Raw genomic sequence first — 19,576 nt, 5'->3', positions numbered from 1 at the left:
AAGCGTCATGCCTCCTGTTAAGGGATGGTGTGGTGCGCCGCGGAAACGTAAGGAATGTTGCCGAGAGTAGTCAACATTATGCAAAGAGTCCCTATACTGGGCCCGCCGGTTCACTCGTTCCGGCTTCCCCGTCCCGCGCCCGAGCGAAGGTGAGCGCCATGTCAGCCGAGATGCGGCTCGGCCGCACGCGGTGGCGGCGCTTCGCCGCGGTGCTCGTCCCCGCGCTGGCGGCGGCCGCGATCCTCGTCGGCGTGACCGGCGAAGGGGGTGTCGCGGCGTCGTTCGCGCTGTCCGGCGAGCGGTTCAAGATCTCGGCCGACCGGCTCGTGGGCAAGGGATTCGCCCAGTACGGAGACGTGGCGTCGACCGCCGAGGGGCGGCGCCCGGTGCTCGTCTCGGTGATCGGCCGGGCGCGGATCACCGGCCTGTGCCAGTCGGCGCTCGTGCGCACCCCGGTCGGCCCGGTCACGTTCCTGGTCAGGGCGGGCGACGGGGAGCGGCCCGTGGAGGCCGCGAACCTCGTGATCGACCTCCACCAGCTCTCCGGCGACGTGACGTTCGGCGACATCGAGATCGGCCGCGACGCCGCCACCCTCGACGCCCCCGCCGGTCTGGGCGGCCGTCCGGGCGACATCGGCCAGCAGGCGGCCACCGTGCGCATCACCGGCCTGCGGCAGACCGCCTACGCCGTCAACGCCGGCACCTTCCGGCTCAACGGGCTGCGGCTCAGCTTCGAGCCCGGCGACCACGAGTGCTTCTGACCATGCCTGACACCCGATTCCGCCGGTGGCGGCGTACCCGTCCCTTCTGGGGCGGGCTGTGGGTGGCCGCCGGTGGGGCCGTCATCCTGCTGGCGCCGCTCGCGCCGCTCCCGCTCCTGGTCCGGCAGGGGGTCGCCGGGATCTCCGGCTATCTGGCGGGGCTGCTTCTCGTCGCGGCCGGCCTGCTGAGCTGGTGGCAGCACGGGCAGCGGGTGTTCCTCGGGGTCGCCGCCATCGCGCTGTCACTGGGCTCCTTCGTCACGTCCAACCTCGGCGGTCTCGGCCTCGGCATGCTCGCCGGGCTCACGGGTGGCGCGCTCCTGTGCGCCTGGAGCCCCGACGGCCGCCCCGCCCGCCGGCGGGAGGAACCGCTGCGCGTGATCGCGGCCGTCCCGGTGGCTCTCGTTCTCGCCCTGCCGGCCCCCCACCCCTCCGGGCCCGCCGATTCCGGGCTCGAAGCCGCGCGGCTCACCCTGTGGGGCGGCCGGTTCGAAGGAGTGGTGAGCCGGCCCGCCGGTCCCCGTCTCAAGCTGTCCATGTCCGCCGTCGAGATCGAGGACGGCCTGCACCGGACGCGTGGTTCCGGTGCGGCCGTCCACCAGCGGTTCTCCCGGCTGCGGCTGTCGGGCGGTGTCGTCATGTACGTGACCCGGCTGCGTGCCCGGGTCGGCGGCGTCGCCCTCACGTTCACTCCCGAGCTGCCGCCGCCCCCGCTGCCGCTGCCGTCCATGACCGTCACGGACGTCGAGGCCGACCGGCTCCTCGTCCGTGCGGCCCGCGCCCGGGTCGAAGGGCTGACGCAGCGGGTCAGCTGACTCCGGCCGCCGTCTTCTCGGGCCTGTCCTCCAGGGCGGGACTGTCGGCGAGCTTGAGCCACACCACCCCGGCGATGATCACGGCCAGCCAGAAGGCGCGCGCCGGGGTCAGCACCTCGTCGAAGAACACCGGGCCCAGGAGTGCCGCGCCGACGGCCCCGATGCCGGCCCACACGGCGTAGCCGATGCCGACGTCGATGCCCTTCAGGGCGACGCTGAGGCAGAACAGGGTGAGAAGGAAGAACACGACGGCGACGACCGACCAGCCCGGACGGGTGAAGCCTTCGCTGCCGTTCACGGTGAGGGCGTAGCCGACCTCGAACACTCCTGCCAGGAGCAGGACGAGCCAGGAGACGGTCTTGCTGGGTGTCATGGGAGAAGTCCTTCCGGGTGTGGTGTTGATGGGACGCGCGGAGGTCATGCGCCACCGCTGAGCTGCAGGCCGATGACACCGGCGATGACGACGACGATGCCCAGGAGCTTCTTCCAGGTCAGCTGCTGGCCGAGCAGCAGGGCGCCGACGATGACGATCCCGACCCCGGCGATCGACGTCCACAGGGCGTAGCCGACGCCGACGTCGAAGGTCAGCAGCGCGAGGCTGAGGAAGAACGTGGCGATCCCGCCGGTGACGAGCGTGGCGACGGTCCACCACAGGTCGGTGAATCCCTTCGCGTTGCTCGCGCTGATCGCGACCGCGATCTCGAAGACGATGGCGATCGCCAGATAGAGCCAGCTCATGATGTTCCTTATCTCTCTGCATGTACATACATATTTATACGCGTGCGCATCTCACCGCGCCGGGCGCCGTCGCTCACGGGGTGACGACGTCCGCGATCTGTCGTAGTGCGGTGCCGAGCAGGCGGACGTCCACGTGGGGCGCCTCCGCCGACGCGCTGGCCAGGAGTTCGCCGATGCGCTCGTCATAGGACGCCCGCACCTCACGCGCGAGCGCCTCACCTTCCGGGGTGAGGACCGCATAGACCCCGCGGCCGTCGTCGGCGCAGACATCGCGCCGCGCGACGCCCTTGCTCTCCAGCCGGCTGACCAGCCGGGTGGCCGAGCTCTGGTTCAGGCCGATCTTCTGCGCGAGATCGTTGACCCGCAGCTCCTTGTCCGGCGCCTGCGTCAGATGGGCCAGCGCCCGATACTCCGTCAGCCCGATCCGATGCACATCCACGAGCCACTTGCCCAGAGCCGTGTCGATCGCGGACGTGAACGCCGCGACCTGGGACCACTGCGACCCGAGACCATATATCTGCATGTGCATGCACTTACCGTAGCGCGACACCTGGCGCCGGCGCAAGCCGCGTGTCCCCCGTGCGAGCTACCGGCGGATGTCCACTGAGCGGTGACGATTCCGGGGCCGGCGTTGCGGTGTCCGGCCGCTTCCCGCTCCACTTGCATCGCAGAGGCATCCGTGCTGACCGCGCTCTGCGCCACTGTGGTCGGTGCGGGGCTCGCCGGCCGCGACAGCGACACGGTGGAGAACCGGGACCCGTTCGCCCCCGCCACCCAGACCGGCCCGCTCTCCGGAACCCGGAAGATCGAGGTCGCGGGCCGGTCGGTGTCCTGTTCGGAGGGCCCGCGAGCTGTGCGCCCAGAACCTAGCGGTGTTCCAGGGCCAGAACCCGGAGAAGCTCGTCATCCCCGACGGGAAGTCCGTCCAGCAGGGGTGGAGGTGATCGAGCACGGTCAGCCGTACTTCGCGGCCGTCCCCGAGTACGGGCCGCGCCTGGAGAAGGCGTGGGTCGCCGGACAACGCGAGTGGCTCACGCTGTCCGGCGACAGCAAGCTGACCACGGCCGAGAAGAGCGGACACCACATCTATGCCGACCGGCCTGATATCGCTGTACGGGCGATCGAGCGCGTCCCCTCCCAGGCCGCACGCGCGGCGAGCTGCGGGTGACCGCCACCCAGGGCCGCCACCCAGGGCCGCGGCTCAGGACCGTCGCCCTGGACGTCGCTCAGGGCCGTCGTCCAGGGCCGCCACCCAGGAGCGCCGTTCAGGCCGCTCGCGGCGTGGCGTACTACGGGTGTTCGTTCGTCCAGCCCGTCTCCAGGATGGTGTGGGTGCTCCACACCGTTCCCGGCTCCAGTCCGGCCTGGAGGCCGCCAGGCTTGACGACCACGCTTTCGCGCGCCAGCGCGCGGCCGGACTTCTCGTCGATGATCAGCCGGACCTGCACCACGCCCTTGGCGGTGTCACCGGGCTTGCGCTGGGAGATGTCCGCGATGGCGATCGCGGTGCCCGGGCGCCCAGCGGCGTCGGTGACCTGGCCGAGTGAGGTGACCGACGGCAGGTCCGCCAGCATCCGGAAGGCCGCCGCGAGCACCTCCGGGCTCACCGGCATGTCGGTGATCAACCCTTCGGTCACCCGGAACAGCCAGGCGTCCTCCGCCATCGGAGCGCCGGACTCGGTGTCCTTGCCCTCGTAGAAACGGAGCAGGTCAGCCTTGAGCGCCGCCGGATCGGTCGGCAGGCTCCGCAGGTCGGCCATGGTGACATTGCGGCCGAGCCAGAAGATCTCCTGGCCCCGCGTGTGACCGGTGCGCGGCCGCTCCGCGCTCTCCTGGATCGAGATCCGCTTGCGCCCCGCGAGGGTCAGCTCTCGCGGTGATCCCGCCTTCTCCCAGGCGGCCCGGTCGGCGTCGGTCGCGGGCTTGACGCCCAGGGCGCGGGTGGAGCCCCACTGTTCGTCCGCGCCCACCCAGCTCTCGCTCTCCTGCTCTATGGAGATCACGAAGCCTTCGTTGACCGGATGGAGACTGCGGGAGCGGCTGGAGACGTGCCAGTAGTCTCCGGCGGCGGCGGGCCGGCGCTCCGCGCTGGTCGCGGCCACGAGCAGCACCTCCCTCGCCGACAGCGTAACCGGCTGCGCCGCGACGTCCGGCGCTCCCGGCGACACGACCGGGGCCGAACCGGCGGCCAGCGCGACCGCGGTCACGGCGGCCGCCGCCGCGCCCGCCAGGCCAAGGCCCAGGCCCCAGGTCAGCGACTTCCTGCCGCGGCGCGGCACCCGCGTGGGCTGGGCGAAGGCGTGGGCCAGCTCGGCCTGCCGGGTGTGCGGGTCCACCGGCCCGCCGGTCAGGTGGGCCGGGCGGGCGGCACGCAGCTCTTCCATCGGGTTCACGACAACTCCTCGACGAGCCGGGGATGGGACAGCATGGGGGATTCGAGCTCGGCACGCAGGCGTTTTCTCGCCCGGTGCAGCCGGACCCGGAAGGCGGGCACCGAGCAGCCGAGCACCTTGGCGGCGTCTTTCGGACTCAGGCCCTGCCAGGCGACGAGAATGAGGATCTCGCGTTCGTCCTGGCTGAGTCTGGCCATGGCCTTGAGCACGCCCAGGCGTTCGGCCACGTGGTCGGCCACGTCGGCGGTGATCCACGCGCGCATCTCGCGCTGGATCCCCTCACGCCTGGCCTCGGCCCTGATGGTGTCGCGGAGCACGTTGCGCGCCACACCCAGCAGCCATGGCAGGGCGTTCCGCGGCATCTGGTCGAACTTGCGCCAGGCGATGGCGAACGTCTCGCTCACCACCTCGTCGGCCACCTGCCGGCCGGCGCGGCTGACCACGTAGGCCCATACGCGTTGTCGGCATTCGTCGTAGATGGTGGTGAAGCGCTCTCGATCGCTCGTCACCGCCCCAACCCCTCACGTGTCCCGGAACTGTTCACAGGAGGAAGTGGTCCGAGACCATCAGAAATTACAAGCCGGCCGGCGATCCCGTCAGATCAGGCCCTGGGCACCTTGGACGCGTGACAGTGGTTCGCAAGGATGCCAGTGTGAGATATGGGTCATCTCGACACCCCTGAAGCGGAGTATCGGTGCATCAAAGCATGACATGTCCGGACTGTGGAGCGCCGCTGCCCGGCTCCGGCTCCGGCTCCGGCTCCGGCTCCGGCTCCGGCTCCGGCTCCGGCTCCGGGTCCTGGTCCGGCTCCGGGTCCGCGTCCGGCTCCGGGACCCAGGAGCCGGTGTTCAGGTCCAGGTCCCGGGAGCCGGTGTCCAGGTGCCCGAGGTGCGGGCTGACCCTTCAGGGACCCGCCGCATACGAGCTCTGGCAGGTGGACCAGGCTCTCGCCGGGCTGCGGGACCAGCAGGCGCGGCTGCGAGCCCGCCGCACGGACCTGCTCGGCATCCTCCGCACCGGCACTGGCACCGGCACTGGCACTGGCACTGGCACCGGCACAGGCACCGGCACAGGCACCGGCACAGGCACCGGCACCGGCACTGGCACCGGCACTGGCACTGGCACCGGCACGGGCACCGGCACAGGTGCAGGCGCAGGCGCTGATGCTGGCGTGGCGGGTCAGGCCGTCGGGGACGCGGCGCCGCCGGCGTACGGTGGCGCGCCGCATGCTGGCGTGCTCCCGCCGCACGGCGGCACACCACCGTACGTCGGAGTGCTCGCGCCGCACGCTGGCGCGCCGCACGCTGGCGCGCCGCACGCTGGCGCGCCGCACGCTGGCGCGCCGCACGCTGGTGTGGTCCCGCCGTACGGTGGTGTGCCGCATGCTGGTGTGGTCCCGCCGTACGGTGGTGTGCCGCATGCTGGTGTGGTCCCGCCGTACGGCGGTGCGCCGCGCGCTGGTGTGGTGTCGCCGTATCCGGCGGTGGGTTACGCGGGCGGGGGGCCTGGTGCTGCGCCACGGGAGGTCTCGCAGGCTGCTGCGAAGAACGTGCTGCTCATTCTCGGGGGCCTGCTGCTGACGGTGGCGGCGGTGGTGTTCACCGTGGTGAGCTGGGGGTGGCTGGGGATCGGCGGGCGCGCGGCCGTGCTGGCCGGGTTCACCGCGTTGGTCATGGTCGCGCCGGTCGTGCTGATGCGGCGCGGGCTCACCGCGACGGCCGAGACCGTGGCCGGGTTCGCGGTCGCGTTGCTGCTGCTCGACGGGTACGCGGCCAGACAGGCGGGATTCCTCAGGGCCGACGCCCTCGACGCGTCGCATTACACGGCGGGGGTGCTCGGGGGCACCGCGCTCATCCTGGTGGCCTACGCCCGGGTCACCCGGCTGACTGGGTCGGGCCCGCGGAGCGGGGTGGCCTACGCGCGGGTCACCCGGCTCCGCGGGCCCGGTCCGGTTGCCGTGGTGCTGGCGCAGCCGGTGCTGACGCTGCTGGCCGGGAGCCTGCCGGGGACCTGGCTGGTCGCCGCGCTGGTGGCCACCGCGGCGTTGGACGCGGCCCTGGTCCGTCATGTCCGGGGAGCGGTGCGGGTGACGGCCGCCCTGGCCGGCAGCGGGGTCGCCGCGCTCGCTCTGCTGGGTGGCACGACGTACGCGCTGGGGGCTCCGTCCGTCGGTCAGGCTCTGGTGAGGGTGGGGCCGCTGGTGGCGCTGGCTCTGCTGGGCGGGTTCGTGATCTGGCTGCTGGCCAGGCAGGGCGACGTCGAGGGGGAGACCTGGGCCGCCGTGGTCACCGCCGGGACCGCGCTCACGCTGATCGCCGTGGTGGCCGCGCCCGCGCAGGCGGCGCTGGCCGGTCCGGGCGCGGGCTGGCGCTCCCTGGCCTATCTCGTGCCGGCGCTCGCGGTGGTGCTCGCCGCCACGTGGCTGCCCTGGCGGAGGGTACGGCTCGCGGGCATGGCCACCGGTGGGCTGGTGGCGTTGCTGGTCACGCTGACGCTGCTGCCCCGGCTCGTGGTCACCCTGGGGTCGCCGCTCCCGTGGCTGGACGTGTTCTGGACGGGCACGTGGGGCGGACCGCAGTGGCAGCCGTTCGCGACGGCGTCGCCTGCGGACGTGGTGGTGCTGGGCACGGTGGCCGCCGCCCTCCTGGTGGCGGCTGTGTGGGGCGCTGGCGGGCGGCCGGTGATGGAGGTGCTTCCCGGCACTGCTGGGAGGGCGGTGCCTCGTGGCGAAAGCGAAAGCGAAAGCGAAAGCGAGGGCAAGGGCGAGGGCGAAGGCGAAGGCAAGGGCAAAAGCGAAAGCGAGGGCAAGGGCGAAGGCGAGGGTAAGGGCGGGGGCAAGTGGCCGGTGCGGGTGGCGGCGTGCGGGGCGCTGGTGGTCGGGGCGCTCATGGTCGCCGTCGCGCCCCAGGCCTTCGCGATGCCCTACCCGGCCGTGGTGGCGGTCCAGGTGGCGCTGGCCGTCGCGCTGGCGGTCGCCGCCACGCTGGGCCGGGCGCCGTGGTGGGCCGGGGCGTGCGCGCTCGTCGCCGGGGCGGCCTCGACGCGGGCGGCGGCGTACGCGTTCGGCAGCGAGCCGGCGACGCTGATCGTGCTGCCTGTCCTGGCGTCGGCGGCCGCCGTCATGGCGCTGGCGGGCAGGACGAAGGAGCTCCAGGTCTGGGCGCCGGCCTTCGGCGCGCTGTTCCTCGGGCTGGAGGCGGTGGCGGCGGGGCTTTCGCTGGGCGTGCGCGTCCTGGTCGCGGCGAGCATGGGATTCGCCGTGGCCGGTGTGCTGGCGCTGCTCTGGTCGCTGCGGGCGGGGCAGGGCGGCGCGCGCGGTCTCAGGTACACCGGCGCCGTCCTGCTGTTGCTGGCCTCGTGGCTGCGGCTGGGGGCGGACGAGGTCACCGTGGTCGAGGCGTACACGGTGCCGTGCTCGCTGGTCCTGCTGGGATCCGGCTGGTGGCGGCGGCGTGGCGCACCGGCCGGGTCCTGGGCGGCGTACGGTGCGGGCCTCTCCTTCACGATGCTGCCCAGCCTGGTCGCGGTCTACGCGGACGCCGAATGGCGGCGGTCGCTGGGCCTCGGCGTGGTGGCGCTCGTGGTGCTGGTCGCCGGGGCCAGGTTCCGGTTGCGGGCGCCCACGGTGATCGGAGCCGTCGTGCTCGCCGGTGTCGCGGTGCGGGAGCTGGCCCCGTACGTGTCGGAGATGCTCCTCGTGGTGCCGCGCTGGGCTCCGATCGCCGTGGGCGGGCTGCTGCTCGTGGTGGTCGGGGCGACGTACGAGGCCCGCATGCGGGACCTGCGCAAGTTGCGTGACACCTTGACAGCGATGGACTGACCTACCCGTGACGCTTGGTGAACGGCAGGACGAGCCGGGACGGGTGGGCCGCGTCGCGGTAGATCTTGTGCGTGACGGGACGGCCCACCGGCAGGTGGAAGGCGTCCGGCGGCAGCAGCGCGTTGTGCGCGTCGGCCAGTGGTTCGTCGTTGGACAGCTCCACCAGCAGCCGGTGGCCGGGGCGGAACGTCGCCGCGAACGGGTAGAGCCGCAGGACGTACTCCTCGATCTCGCCGGGCTTCACGGGCACGGCGCGGGTGTGCGGGTGGTACGGGTTGCCCTCGGTGGTCCGGTCGTCCAGCTCGCGGTGCGACGCCTTGAGGAAGCCTGTGGTGATCAGCTGCCGGCCGCCGTCCGGGGCGACGTCCCACAGCCGCATGATGAAGTTCGTGTCATCCTGGTCGATCTCGGCGAACAGGTGCGCCGCGCCGGTGCCGATGAGCTCCACGGGCTCCTCGAACGGCTCGGTGCTCCAGCTGACGATCTCCACCTTGTCGGTCACCGTGAGGGGCGCCTGGTAGAAGCCGTCCGGGGCGGCGTGCTCGGCGCCCATCAGCTCGGGCTCGGGGGAGAGCTTGTGGCGCGGGCGCAGGTAGAGCGGCCTGTAGTCGATCTCCTTCGGCGGCCACTGCGACGCGGTGACCACCTCGCGCGAGCCCTCCACGAAGACGCTCACGGCGGGTTCGTCCATGATGCCGTTGTCGATGCCCTTGAGCCAGTAGTCGTACCAGCGGAACATCTTGTCGTGCTCCTCGATCCAGGGGCGCGACTGCATCGGCGGGTAGGAGCCGATGTCGAGCTTCTTGGGGCCCTTCAGCACGTCGAACAGCTCGATGTGGCCGTCGACGGTCCAGCCGCGTCCCTGATCGATCTGCAGGTAGACCGGGATGTCGATGTTCTCGGCCAGCTTGACGGGGTTGCGCTCCTCGTACCACTCGCCGTCGAGGTCGTTCATCACGATGTCGAACCAGAACTCGCGGTTCCTCGGGTACCTCAGCACGTGCACGAGGTTCGGCCACGCGGCGACGTCCGGGTCCCGCAGGCGCTCGTCGACGAGCTTCCTGAGCTCCTCGGGGGAGTGGACCTCCTGCATGCGGGACCGCACGTCGGTGTGGGCGATGCCGGAGTCGCCGCCGCGTCCCTCGCGGGCGGCCCTGGGCATGAACCACATGATGCCGCCGTGGTAGGTGGTCTCGTAGAAGTCGAAGTGGCCGCCGCTGACGAAGATCGCCTTCAGGTGCGGCGGGCGCTCGGCCGCGGCGTACACCTGCATCGACCCGAAGTACGAGATGCCGATCATGCCGACGTTCCCGTCGCACCACGGCTGCGCGGCGACCCATTCGACGACGTCGTACAGGTCCTGGCCCTGGGGGACGCCGCCGGCGTTGTAGTTGCCGATCATCACGCCGCCGGAGTCGCCGGTGCCGCGCATGTCGCCGATGACGTGGACGTAGTCCTCCTTGACGACGCGCGCGATGTCGCCGGCCTCGATGCAGCCGTCCCACATCGGGCTGGGGCGGCGCTGCGGCGGCGTGGTGAGCGCGAGGGCCTGCAGCTCCTTGCCGTAGGCGCTCATCGCGATCAGGGCAGGGCGCGGCCGGTCCTCCGTGCCGTGGTAGGCGTCCGCGGCGAGGGTGACCCCGTCGCGCATCGGCACCCGCAGGTCCTTGCGTACGGCGATCGCCTGCCCGCCTGCGTGGATCGTCTGGAAGTCAGCCATGAGATGTCCTAGTCCTGGTCGAGGTGCGTGCGGTAGCCGTGCATCGACGTGAAGAACGGCGACGGCTCCAGCGCCGGGTCGCCGGTGTAGCCGAGGCTCTCGGCGACGGGCGCGAACGGCGAGTACGGCGAGTCCGTCTCCCGCGGGCCGTCCAGGAGGCAGCGGCGGGCCGCCTCGCTCACCCGTGCCTCGATGTCCAGGCTCTGCTGGAGCGCCTCGCGGGCCTGCCCTTCGTCGAGCTCGACGCCGTACGGGGTGCCGTCCGCGCGCCGGTACGGGTGACCGAGGTAGAGGTGGCGCGGCCGGATCTCGTCGCGCAGGAAGCGCAGGCTCTCGCGGTACGCGGCCGGGTCCGTGAAGCCGGGGAAGCCGTTGGCGGCCCCGTGGACCTGGACGGCGTCGCCGACGAACACCCGGCCGCCGGCCTCGTAGGCCACCGATCCGGGCGTGTGGCCGGGGATCGCGTGGACGGAGACGGTGACGTCGCCGCCGAGCGAGAGGGTTTCACCACCCTGGACCAGCACGTGCGGCTCCAGTTCGCCGGAGATGACCGTGTCGGCGGCGGCCGTCACCTTGGCCTCGCCCTCCGGGTCGTTCAGGTAGCGGCCCCGGCCCCGGAGGTACTCGTCCACGTGCGCCCGGCGCGAGCGCAGCATCGGGGCGTCGGCCTCGTGGATGACCACCCGCGCGCGGCGGCCGGTCAGCTCCCACAGGGCGTGGGCGCCGCCGACGTGGTCGATGTGCCCGTGGGTCAGCAGGATCCAGCGCACGTCCTCGATGCGCCGCCCGATGGCGGCCAGCGCGGGGGCCATGCCCTCGGCGGGCGAGGAGGCGATCCCGGTGTCGACGACGGCCGGCTCGGGCGCGTCGAGGAAGAAGCTGTACAGCCCGAACCGGCCCCACGGCGAGACCAGGGGATGGACGTTCATGACGTGCCTCTCAGGAAGGCGGCCGTCTCCTCGAAGACCCGGTGGTACTCCGGGATCCAGGAGAAATGCTGGACGAATCCGTGGCCGGCGCCCGGATAGCGGCTCACCGTCGCCGCCACGCCTGCCTCCTTGAGCCGCCGGCCGTAGAGCTCACCCTCGTTGCGCATCGGGTCGTACTCCGCGGTCACGATCAGCGCCGGCGGCAGCCCGGTGAGGTCGGCGCGTTTGATCGGCGAGACCCGCGGATCGGCGGGGTCGGCGCCGCTGTCGAGGTAGAAGGCGTTGAACGGCTTCAGCCCCGCCGTCTCCAGGCCGTAGCCGACGGTGTTCTCGCGCAGCGAGGCGTAGCGGTCCACGTCGAAGTCGAGATCGAGTGACGGGTAGAACATCACCTGGTGGGTGATCCGGTCGAAGCCGTCGTCGCGCGCCAGCCCGGCGACCGCGGCGGCGAACGTGCCGCCGGAGCTGTCACCGGCGACGGCCAGCGTCGCGCCCTCCCGGCCGAGGTTCCCGGCGGCCCAGCGGACCGCGGCGTAGCAGTCGTCGAGCCCGGCGGGGAAGGCGTGCTCGGGCGCTCGCCGGTAGCCGACGGAGACGACCTTGAGCCCGGTCTCCTTCGCCAGCGACCTTGCGACGTGGTCGTGGGTGTCCAGGCTGCCGAGGAAGAACGCGCCGCCGTGGAAATAGACGAGCAGGCCGTACGCGTCCGACTCGTGCGGTGTGTAGACCCGCACCGGGACCTGTCCAGCGGTGAGGTCCTCGACGGAGCGGAGCGGCAGCCGGTCGGCCACGGGCGGGACCTGGGCCTCCTCGGCGGCGCGCATCGCCGCAGGGTCCAGCGGGCCGGGAGGCGGCGCCGGCAGGCCGGCGAGGACGCGGGCGATGTCAGGGTGCAGTGGCATGTCAGACCTTCGGGATGTTCCGGGACGTGGGCGCTACGACGCGGGCGTCTGGGACGCGGGCTTCTGGCCGGGGAAGACGTCGCTGATCTCGTCCTCGGTCCAGCCCTGGCGCGAGATCCGCTGAAGCTCGTCGGTCACCGGCTTGCGGGCGGCCTGGTAGCTCGCCAGCGCCTCCTTGACGGAGCCGGCCTCCTTGAGCGCGTCGGCGAGGGCGCCGGCGTCCAGGATCGCCGAGTTGGCGCCCTGACCCTGGTGGTGCAGCATCGAGTGGGCCGCGTCGCCCACGAGGACGACGGAGCCGGAGTGCCACGTGTCGACCGGGTCGATGTCGTAGACCGCGCGGCAGTTGACGGCGTCCATGTCGAGGCCGCGGGTGATGTTCACGATCCGCTCGTCGAAGCCCTCGACGCACTTCAGCAGGTCGTCCTTGGTGACCTTCGGCGCCCAGGTGCTGTCGGGGCACAGGGCGGTGATGTCGAACGAGACCTGGTCGCGGTGGCGCAGCGGCAGGAAGTAGACCTTCGTGCCCCGGCCGATGTACATCCGGAAGTTGTCGTCGACGGCCATCCCGTGGGCGTCGCCGACGGGGATCACGACGCGGTAGGCGTGCTCGCCGGAGAACACCGGCCGGTTGTCGCCGAACAGCCGCGCGCGCACGACCGACTTGATGCCGTCGGCGCCCACCACCAGGTCGGCGGTGGCCGACGCGCCGTTGGCGAAGGTCAGCGTCGCCCTGTCGCCCTCGTCCTGGATGCCCTCCAGCTTGTGGCCGAGGTGGACCATGCCCTCGGGGAGCACGCCCAGGAGGGCCTCGATGAAGTCGCAGCGGTGGATCAGCCGGGTCTTCTCGCCGAAGGTGTCGATCTCCGGCCAAGCCTCCTTGATGATCGGCTCGGCGGTGGCGGTGAGGATCTCGAAGTAGTCGCTCGGCGAGCTCACCTTCGCGATCGCGTCGAAGATGCCCCACTGGCGGAACCGGTCCATGGTGGACGGCCGCAGGCCGATGCCGGCGCCGACCTCGTGGATCCGGCTCGCCTGCTCGTAGACGTCGACGGTGGCGCCGAGGAGGCTCAGAGCCTTGGCCGCGGCGGCGCCGGCGTACCCCGCGCCGACGACGGCGATCTTCAGGTTCTTCAGGTCTGAGGGCTGCATGCTTGTGGTCCTTGTCAGTTCTGGATCGTCAGGAAGTCGGCGGGGTTGTCGACGAAGATGGTGGTGATCGTGGCCTCGTCGAGGCCGGCGGCACGCAGGTCCGGGATGAGGTCCTCGAAGATGTAGTTGACCGTGTGGCCCTTCACGCCCGGCCAGCCCAGCGGGCTGCAGTTGGCGTCGGCCGAGGCGAGCACCTTGCCCAGGTGCCCCTGACCGATGAAGCGCAGGAAGTGGTCCAGCCGCTCCTTGCGCGGACGGGCCCAGAAGGGCGGGTCCTCCAGCTCGGTCTCGTAGCCGAAGGTGTCGAACCCGATCCGGCCGCCCTGCTCCGCGATCCAGGTGTCACGGGTCTTGTCGGCGTTCACCCCGTCGTCGACGTGCCCGAACAGGACGCGGTCGAGCGGGAGGCCCTCCTCGGTGAAGATGGCGATGGCGTTCTCGGCGTCGATCGCCAGGTGGGTCAGGATGGGCACGCCGGTGGCCAGGGCCGCGCGGGCGGCGGCGCGGTAGATGCGCTTGTCCAGGTCCGTCATGCGGCCGCCGCGGCTCACGCCGACCTTGATGATGCCGGCACGGCCGCCGGTGTCGCCGATGCCCACGGTGATCTCGTGGACGAAGTGCTCGGTCAGATAGCCGACGCTCGCCCGGGCGAAGAACGGCAGCGCGGTGTCGCCGCCGACGAAGCCGGTGCTCGCCACGATGTGCACGCCGGTCTTGGCCGACAGCGACCTGTAGTAGTCGACGTCGCGGCCGTTGCAGATGCCGGTCGCGTCGACGAAGGTGCCGCCGCCGTACTCGTGGAACCGGCGCAGCTTCGGGACGGTCTCCTCGTACCGCTGCTCGGGGGTCTTCCACCACTTCGTGTCCAGCTCGGAGCCCGGCATGCCGTACCCGATGTGCTCGTGGACGGCCACGAGACCGAGTTCCTCGGCCGGGATCGGCCCCAGGACGGTGTTCACTCTCGACACAACACTCACCTTCGAAGCTCTCTCGGGCTGTCGCGCTCAGCGCACCGACAGCAGGTCGCGGGGGTTGTCCACGAGGATCCGCCGGACGTCCTCGTCGCCGAGGCCCCGTGTCCTGAGGAGGGGGACGAACGTGGTGAGGACGTGGCTGTAGCGCACGTCGTTGGCGGGGTGTCCCTTGGCGACGCCGGTCGCGTTGCTGGAGAGCAGGATCCGGTCGCGGTGGCCGGCCTCGATCAGCTCGGCGACCAGGGCGGCGCGTCCGGCGTCGGTGACGTGGGCGTCGTCCTCGGTGCCCACGTGGTCGAGGGCGACGTAGGCGCCGCGGGCCGCGACGGCGAGCGGCGCGCCGGCCGCGACGGCGTCCCTGCGGTCGAGCCCGCCGACGACGACGCGCCCGGCGGGCAGCTTCTCGTCCAGGACGACCTCGAGATCGTGTACGGCGTCGCCGCCGTAACGGATGGACACCGGGACGCCGGTGGCGAGGGCGGCCCTGGCCGCGCCGCGGAACAGGCTCTCGTCTGTCGCGGTCATGCCCGAGGAGGTCGCGGCGGTGGCCATGAGACCGGCGGCGCCGCGCCGTTCGACCCGGGGGACCACCATGCCCTCGGTGACCTCCTTGGCGAAGAGGTCGGCGAACTTCTCGGCCGGCCAGGGCGTCGGCGGGTTGGTCTGCGGCGTCAGGAAGTAGCCGCCGAGCAGCTCCTCGGGGCCCTGGCCTGTCGACGCGACGATGTGCACGCCGGTGGCGCGCGAGAGGGTCTCGTAGAGCCGCACGTCGCGCCCGTGGAACATGCCGGTGCTGTCGACGATCGTGCCGCCTCCATGGCGGCGGAAGTCCGTCAGCTTCGCGGCCAGGGTCTCGAAGATCTCGGCGCGGTCGAGGGTGACGTCGAACGCGTGCTCCGCTCCCGGGAACACCGACAGCAGGGCTTCGTGCACCGCGACGACACCCAGCTCCCGCGCGGGAACCGGGCCGAGGACGGTGTTGACGGTGTCGGTCTGGTCGCCCATCACTGCCACTCCTTTCGGGTTTCAGCTCGGGTCTCAGCGAGTGACCGCGTCACCCCGCACTGTGAATCGTGGCATCTGGTTTTACATTGTGTCAAGCAAATGTCCGTCACGTAAATTTACCTATCCATTCGTACTGGGCAGGTCGGCGTCGTGCTTCGAGCCGAAGAGCCCGAACAGCGTCAGAGCCGCGGCGGCGGCGGCGCAGAGGGCGGCGACCAGGAACGCGAGGCTGTAGGCGCTGCCGAGCGACTCGAGCGCGAGCGTGCGCAGGCTCTCGGGCATCGGCACCGGCGGCATGTCCGGACCGGCGCCGGGCACGACCGGCATCGAGTTGATCGCCATGGCGCCGCTCCCGTTCGCGATCCCTCCGGCGACGTCGGTGTACGGCGGCTGGAGGCCGGACGCGCCGAGTGCCCCGCCGAAACCGGCGCTCATGTCGCTGTTCGCCCGGCTGACCGCGAACGCGGCGATGAGCACCGGGCCGAGGGCGAAGCCGAAGTCGCGGAGCAGGTTGGTGGTGGCGCTGGCCATGCCGGCCAGCCGCAGCGGAACGGTGTTGATCGCGACCGCCGTGATCGAGCCGACGGTGAGCGCGAAGCCGACGCCGAGCGCCAGCATCGGGGCGATGAACCGCGTCCAGTCCATGTCGTGGACGTCGAAGGTCGAGCACCAGACGCCGCTGACGGCGATGAGGGAGAAGCCGGCCGTGAGCACCCAGCGGGGCGAGAAGTTCCTGATCAGGTGGGAGACGATCGGCACCAGCACGAAGGCCGGGCCCTGGATGAACAGGAACAGCACGCCGATCTTCAGGGCGCTCTGGTGCTGGATCGCGCCGAGCCAGATGCTCATCGAGTAGCAGGTCGCGAGGAACGCGAACATGCCGACCACCGTGGCGATCGCGACGACCGCGTAGGAGCGGTTGGCGAAGATGCCGAGGTGCAGCAGCGGCACCTCGGTGCGCAGCTCGATGACGACGAAGGCGCCGAGGAGCGCGACGCCCAGGACGAAGGCGCCGACGATCTCGGGGCGGGCGAAACCGGCTTCGGAGCCCTGCGTGGCGGCGAAGAGAATGGCGATCAGGCCCAGGGCCAGCGTGACCTGGCCGGGGACGTCCAGTTTGCGGCCCTCCGGCGCCGAGGAGTCGGCGGCGAACCGGGTGATCACGATCGACACGACCGCGGCGGCGACCACGACGAGGTACGACGCCCGCCAGTCGCCCTGCTCGGCCAGCCATCCGCCCATCAGCGGGGAGATCGCCGCACCGATCGAGAGGAAGCCGGCCCACACGGCGATGGCCTTGGACCGGGCCTCCTGCGACGGGCTGGCCGCGGCCAGCATGGCCAGCGAGATCGGGTAGAGGATCGCGGCCCCGAAGCCCGCCACGGCCTGCCCGATCCACAGGGCCTGGACGGTCTCGGCGACGTAGCTGACGAGTGAGCCGGCCACGGTCAGCAGAGCACCCGCCTGCAGCAGCCGCTTGCGGCCGAACAGGTCGCCGAGCACGCCGGTGGTCAGCTCGAAGACGACCATGGGGATGGCGAAGGCGGCCGTGACCCAGGTCAGTTGGGCGCCGGTGGTCTGGAACTCCTGGTGGAAGGTGCCGTTGAGGGCGCCGGGCAGTGAGTACGCCACCTGCGCGAGGAGGACGGCGAAGCAGCCGGCGATCACCGTGGCGGTGTGGCCCTGCTTGCGCGCAGCGGTCTGCGTCATCGCGGTTCTTTCTTGTCCACAGGCCGGACCGGTTCCGGCCGCGCTCGGGATCGGCCACCCGTGTGAGCCCGATCACCTCATTGGCGTGCAATGTGTCATATGACTTGACACTGCATCAAGTGTTTGAGCGGTACGTATTGAGAACGATCAGTGAGAGTGGAAGGCGGCCGGGGTGCTCTATGCTGGCCGCATGGCGACGCTCCGTGCGGCACAGAAGGAGATGACGCGCAAGCTCCTGCTCGACGCGGGTCTCGACCTGTTCGGGTCCAAGGGCTACGCGACGACGACGGTCGACGACATCGCGTCGGCGGCGGGGACGACGCGGGTGACCTTCTACGCGTACTTCCCGTCCAAGGTCGAGCTGATGAAGGCCCTCATCTCGGAGCGGCTCAACGCCGCGCTCGACCGGACCCCGTCCACCGAGCGCGGGTCCACCGAGCGCGAGCTGGTCGACGTGGTCGAGGACGGCTCGCGCGAGCGGATCCGCGCGTGGCTGGCGTCCACCTCCGAACGGTGGGACGTGATCCGCCCCTACACCACGGCCGCCTTCGAGGCCGCGGCCGTCGACCCCGACATCCGCGCGCTCCTCGACGAGTGGCTGAACGAGGCCACCGGCGACATCAAGGAAGGGCTCGACCGCGCCGGCCGGTTCCCCGCCGGCACCCGCCACTTCCGCGGCGTCGTCGCCATCACCGAGCTCGACCACGTCGCGCGCCACTGGAAGCCGGGCACCTGGGGCGTCGAGCGCGACGAGATGCTGGACGTCCTCACGGAGAGCTGGTTCGGCACGATCGGACGCCACTAGCCTGCCCCCATGAGCCGAACGCAGGGCCCCGCGTTACGCGGCGCCGCCTACCTGGGAGCGGTGCTGGTGTCCGCCGCCCTCCTGCTGGTCGCGCTCGTGGCCCTGGCTCCCACGGAGGACGACCGCTTCGCCGGCTCGGTCGCCGGCATGGAGGAGGTCGCCCGCTCGCTGGCCGAGGGCGAGGAGCTCGGTGAGCGGACCGTCGGCGGTCTCACGTTCGAGAGGGTCTTCCGCGAGAACGGCCTGGTCTACTTCGAGCTGGGCCGGGGGTGGCTGGGGGACCGCGCCCACGGCTATGTCAGGAGCCCCCAAGGGCGGCCGGACGGCGCCGATCACGTGGCGGGCCCGTGGTACCGATACCGGGATGCCGAGGGCTGACGCAACCGATGGTTGCGTGATGGGGGGTTCGGCTGCTAACTTGACGTGCAACCAAAGGTTGCGCGTCAAGGAGGAGCGGGCGTATGGAGTACGGCAGCATCGAACGGGAGATCCACGTCGACGCCTCGCCCGAGGTGGTCTTCGAGGTCGTCAGCCGTCCCGAGCACATCTCGCAGTGGTGGACGGACGACGCCGACTTCGAGGCGGCTCCCGGCGCCGTCGGGGAGTTCGTCTGGGGTGACAGGGCGGTCGTCTCCCCGATGACCGTGGTCCAGGTCGAGCCGCCCCGGCTGTTCTCGTTCCGCTGGTGCTATTCCGACGGCAAGGTCGCCGAATCCCTGCTGGTCACCTTCGAGCTCACCCCGTCGGGCACGGGCACGAGGATCCGGCTCACCGAGACCGGGTTCCGGGAGATGGGCTGGGAGGCCGCCAAGCTGGCCCAGATGTACCGCGAGCACGTCGAGGGCTGGGACACCTTCGTTCCCCGGCTCGGCGCGTACGCGGCGCGCCTGGTGTCGGCTCCATGACCGCCGCCGTCGACGACGACCTGTGGTCCGCGGTCGGTGACCCGACCCGTCGGCGGATGCTCGACCTGCTCCTGGCCGACGGCAGCGGCACCGCCACCAGTCTCAGCGAGCGGCTGCCCGTGACGCGGCAGGCCATCGCGAAACACCTCGTCGTGCTCGACCGCGCCGGCCTCGTCCACGCGGCGCCCGCCGGGCGGGAGAAGAGATACCGGGTGGACGAGGCGCAGCTCGCCCGCGCCGTGGCCCAGCTGTCCTCGGTGGGGGCGGCATGGGACGCCAGGCTCCGGCGCATCAAGCGGATCGCCGAGACGATCCAGCGCGAAAAAGATCACCAGTGAATCCATGGAAGGACCGGCAATGGCAGACATCTTGCACAGAGTGGGGATCAAGGCACCGGCGGCCGACGTCTATGAGGCCCTGACCACCGTCGAAGGGCTCGCCGGCTGGTGGACGGCCGACACCCGGGGCGAGGGCGACGTGCTCCGGTTCAGGTTCGGGACCGACGGGTTCGACATGAAGGTCCTCGACGCCCGCCCCGGCGAGCGCGTGCTGTGGGAGGTGGTCGGCGGGCCCGAGGAGTGGATCGGCACGCACGTCGGCTGGGACCTCGATCGGGCCGACGACTACACCGTCATCCTCTTCAAGCACGCGGGCTGGAAGGAGCCGGTGGAGTTCATGCACCACTGCAGCACCAAGTGGGCGGTCTTCCTCATGAGCCTGAAGTCGCTGGTCGAAACCGGGAAGGGCGCCCCGGCCCCCGACGATGTGAAGATCGACAACTGGAACTGACTGCCAAAAGTCAGTAACGCCCCTTTTGTCCCCGTTTGAGCGCTAGGTGACTTGGCCGTGGCCGGAGCTCCTCAACACTGGAGATCAGGGAATCCGTGGTCCGGAATCTCGGGCACGCCATACGGGCTCCGCCGTCGGGCGGGTCCCAAGGATCTCAG

General features: G+C 71.3%; 22 protein-coding genes. 10 read left to right on the top strand and 12 right to left on the bottom strand.

The window, feature by feature from the left end; translation table 11 throughout:
- Window positions 1–158 precede the first annotated feature (158 nt).
- Together ABD999_RS29720 and ABD999_RS29715 are read left to right on the top strand one after the other, a co-directional pair.
- Window positions 159–761 carry a DUF6230 family protein gene (locus ABD999_RS29720; protein WP_271280321.1) on the top strand — a complete coding sequence of 201 codons (603 nt, stop codon included), beginning with the start codon at window positions 159–161 and terminating at the stop codon, window positions 759–761.
- Between the two features lie 2 nt (window positions 762–763).
- Window positions 764–1,576, top strand: coding sequence for a DUF6114 domain-containing protein (locus ABD999_RS29715; protein WP_271280320.1), 813 nt, complete (start codon window positions 764–766; stop codon window positions 1,574–1,576).
- Here the strand turns inward: ABD999_RS29715 and ABD999_RS29710 are convergent.
- The 3 genes from ABD999_RS29710 to ABD999_RS29700 form a co-directional block, all read right to left on the bottom strand.
- A complete protein-coding gene (locus ABD999_RS29710; RefSeq protein WP_148035247.1) occupies window positions 1,569–1,949 on the bottom strand; it encodes a DMT family transporter in 381 nt (126 codons plus the stop codon). The genes ABD999_RS29715 and ABD999_RS29710 overlap by 8 nt on opposite strands.
- 44 nt (window positions 1,950–1,993) lie before the next feature.
- Entirely contained in the window at window positions 1,994–2,314 is a 321-nt protein-coding gene (locus ABD999_RS29705) for a DMT family transporter (RefSeq protein WP_148035246.1), read from the bottom strand.
- 73 nt (window positions 2,315–2,387) lie between these two features.
- Window positions 2,388–2,843, bottom strand: a complete 456-nt coding sequence (locus tag ABD999_RS29700) for a MarR family winged helix-turn-helix transcriptional regulator (protein ID WP_271280319.1) — start codon at window positions 2,841–2,843, stop codon at window positions 2,388–2,390.
- A gap of 411 nt (window positions 2,844–3,254) precedes the next feature.
- On the opposite strand from ABD999_RS29700, the gene ABD999_RS29695 reads away from it, so the two are divergent.
- Window positions 3,255–3,482 carry a hypothetical protein gene (locus ABD999_RS29695; RefSeq protein WP_271280318.1) on the top strand — a complete coding sequence of 76 codons (228 nt, stop codon included), beginning with the start codon at window positions 3,255–3,257 and terminating at the stop codon, window positions 3,480–3,482.
- A 121-nt stretch (window positions 3,483–3,603) separates the two neighbouring features.
- On the opposite strand, the gene ABD999_RS29690 is transcribed toward ABD999_RS29695, so the two are convergent.
- Together ABD999_RS29690 and ABD999_RS29685 are read right to left on the bottom strand one after the other, a co-directional pair.
- Window positions 3,604–4,698 (bottom strand): CU044_5270 family protein, encoded by a 1,095-nt coding sequence (locus ABD999_RS29690; protein WP_271280323.1) that lies wholly within the window; start codon window positions 4,696–4,698, stop codon window positions 3,604–3,606.
- 5 nt (window positions 4,699–4,703) lie between these two features.
- Window positions 4,704–5,216 carry an RNA polymerase sigma factor gene (locus ABD999_RS29685; protein ID WP_271280317.1) on the bottom strand — a complete coding sequence of 171 codons (513 nt, stop codon included), beginning with the start codon at window positions 5,214–5,216 and terminating at the stop codon, window positions 4,704–4,706.
- Between the two features lie 654 nt (window positions 5,217–5,870).
- Between ABD999_RS29685 and ABD999_RS29680 the strand changes: the two genes are divergently transcribed.
- Together ABD999_RS29680 and ABD999_RS29675 are read left to right on the top strand one after the other, a co-directional pair.
- On the top strand, window positions 5,871–6,287 hold the full coding sequence (locus ABD999_RS29680) for a hypothetical protein (protein WP_345482991.1): 417 nt from the start codon (window positions 5,871–5,873) through the stop codon (window positions 6,285–6,287).
- Window positions 6,257–8,527, top strand: coding sequence for an SCO7613 C-terminal domain-containing membrane protein (locus ABD999_RS29675; RefSeq protein ID WP_271275639.1), 2,271 nt, complete (start codon window positions 6,257–6,259; stop codon window positions 8,525–8,527). Before ABD999_RS29680 ends, ABD999_RS29675 begins: the two co-directional genes overlap by 31 nt.
- Window position 8,528: 1 nt before the next feature.
- On the opposite strand, the gene ABD999_RS29670 is transcribed toward ABD999_RS29675, so the two are convergent.
- The 7 genes from ABD999_RS29670 to ABD999_RS29640 all read right to left on the bottom strand — a co-directional run bounded on the left by ABD999_RS29670 (window position 8,529) and on the right by ABD999_RS29640 (window position 16,919).
- Window positions 8,529–10,247 carry a CocE/NonD family hydrolase gene (locus tag ABD999_RS29670; RefSeq protein ID WP_271275640.1) on the bottom strand — a complete coding sequence of 573 codons (1,719 nt, stop codon included), beginning with the start codon at window positions 10,245–10,247 and terminating at the stop codon, window positions 8,529–8,531.
- Window positions 10,248–10,255: 8 nt separating this feature from the next.
- Window positions 10,256–11,176, bottom strand: a complete 921-nt coding sequence (locus tag ABD999_RS29665; RefSeq protein ID WP_271275641.1) for an MBL fold metallo-hydrolase — start codon at window positions 11,174–11,176, stop codon at window positions 10,256–10,258.
- Window positions 11,173–12,078, bottom strand: a complete 906-nt coding sequence (locus tag ABD999_RS29660; RefSeq protein WP_271275642.1) for an alpha/beta hydrolase — start codon at window positions 12,076–12,078, stop codon at window positions 11,173–11,175. The genes ABD999_RS29665 and ABD999_RS29660 overlap by 4 nt, the downstream gene beginning before the upstream one ends.
- Before the next feature lie 33 nt (window positions 12,079–12,111).
- Entirely contained in the window at window positions 12,112–13,230 is a 1,119-nt protein-coding gene (locus ABD999_RS29655) for an FAD-dependent monooxygenase (RefSeq protein ID WP_271275643.1), read from the bottom strand.
- A 14-nt stretch (window positions 13,231–13,244) separates the two neighbouring features.
- Window positions 13,245–14,198: a phosphotriesterase family protein gene (locus ABD999_RS29650; RefSeq protein ID WP_271275644.1), complete on the bottom strand. Its 954-nt coding sequence runs from the start codon at window positions 14,196–14,198 to the stop codon at window positions 13,245–13,247.
- Between the two features lie 36 nt (window positions 14,199–14,234).
- Window positions 14,235–15,209 (bottom strand): phosphotriesterase family protein, encoded by a 975-nt coding sequence (locus ABD999_RS29645; protein ID WP_271275645.1) that lies wholly within the window; start codon window positions 15,207–15,209, stop codon window positions 14,235–14,237.
- A 120-nt stretch (window positions 15,210–15,329) separates the two neighbouring features.
- Window positions 15,330–16,919, bottom strand: a complete 1,590-nt coding sequence (locus ABD999_RS29640) for an MFS transporter (protein WP_271275646.1) — start codon at window positions 16,917–16,919, stop codon at window positions 15,330–15,332.
- A 190-nt stretch (window positions 16,920–17,109) separates the two neighbouring features.
- Here ABD999_RS29640 and ABD999_RS29635 point away from each other — a divergent pair, with 190 nt between their 5' ends.
- The 5 genes from ABD999_RS29635 (at window position 17,110) to ABD999_RS29615 (ending at window position 19,418) form a co-directional block, all read left to right on the top strand.
- The gene (locus ABD999_RS29635) at window positions 17,110–17,724 is read left to right on the top strand and encodes a TetR/AcrR family transcriptional regulator (RefSeq protein WP_148035235.1); all 615 of its coding nucleotides are present in this window, start codon (window positions 17,110–17,112) and stop codon (window positions 17,722–17,724) included.
- Window positions 17,725–17,733: 9 nt separating this feature from the next.
- Window positions 17,734–18,102, top strand: a complete 369-nt coding sequence (locus ABD999_RS29630) for a hypothetical protein (RefSeq protein ID WP_271275647.1) — start codon at window positions 17,734–17,736, stop codon at window positions 18,100–18,102.
- 83 nt (window positions 18,103–18,185) lie between these two features.
- A complete protein-coding gene (locus ABD999_RS29625; protein WP_271275648.1) occupies window positions 18,186–18,629 on the top strand; it encodes an SRPBCC family protein in 444 nt (147 codons plus the stop codon).
- Window positions 18,626–18,967, top strand: coding sequence for an ArsR/SmtB family transcription factor (locus ABD999_RS29620; protein ID WP_148035232.1), 342 nt, complete (start codon window positions 18,626–18,628; stop codon window positions 18,965–18,967). Before ABD999_RS29625 ends, ABD999_RS29620 begins: the two co-directional genes overlap by 4 nt.
- Window positions 18,968–18,986: 19 nt before the next feature.
- Window positions 18,987–19,418 carry an SRPBCC family protein gene (locus ABD999_RS29615; RefSeq protein WP_271275649.1) on the top strand — a complete coding sequence of 144 codons (432 nt, stop codon included), beginning with the start codon at window positions 18,987–18,989 and terminating at the stop codon, window positions 19,416–19,418.
- The last annotated feature ends 158 nt before the right edge of the window (window positions 19,419–19,576 follow it).

The organism is Nonomuraea ferruginea, from assembly GCF_039540635.1.
In the GTDB taxonomy this organism is placed as follows: domain Bacteria; phylum Actinomycetota; class Actinomycetes; order Streptosporangiales; family Streptosporangiaceae; genus Nonomuraea; species Nonomuraea ferruginea.
The sequence above is the reverse complement of the archived record's forward strand: the minus strand, read 5'-3'. Positions and strand labels throughout refer to the sequence as shown.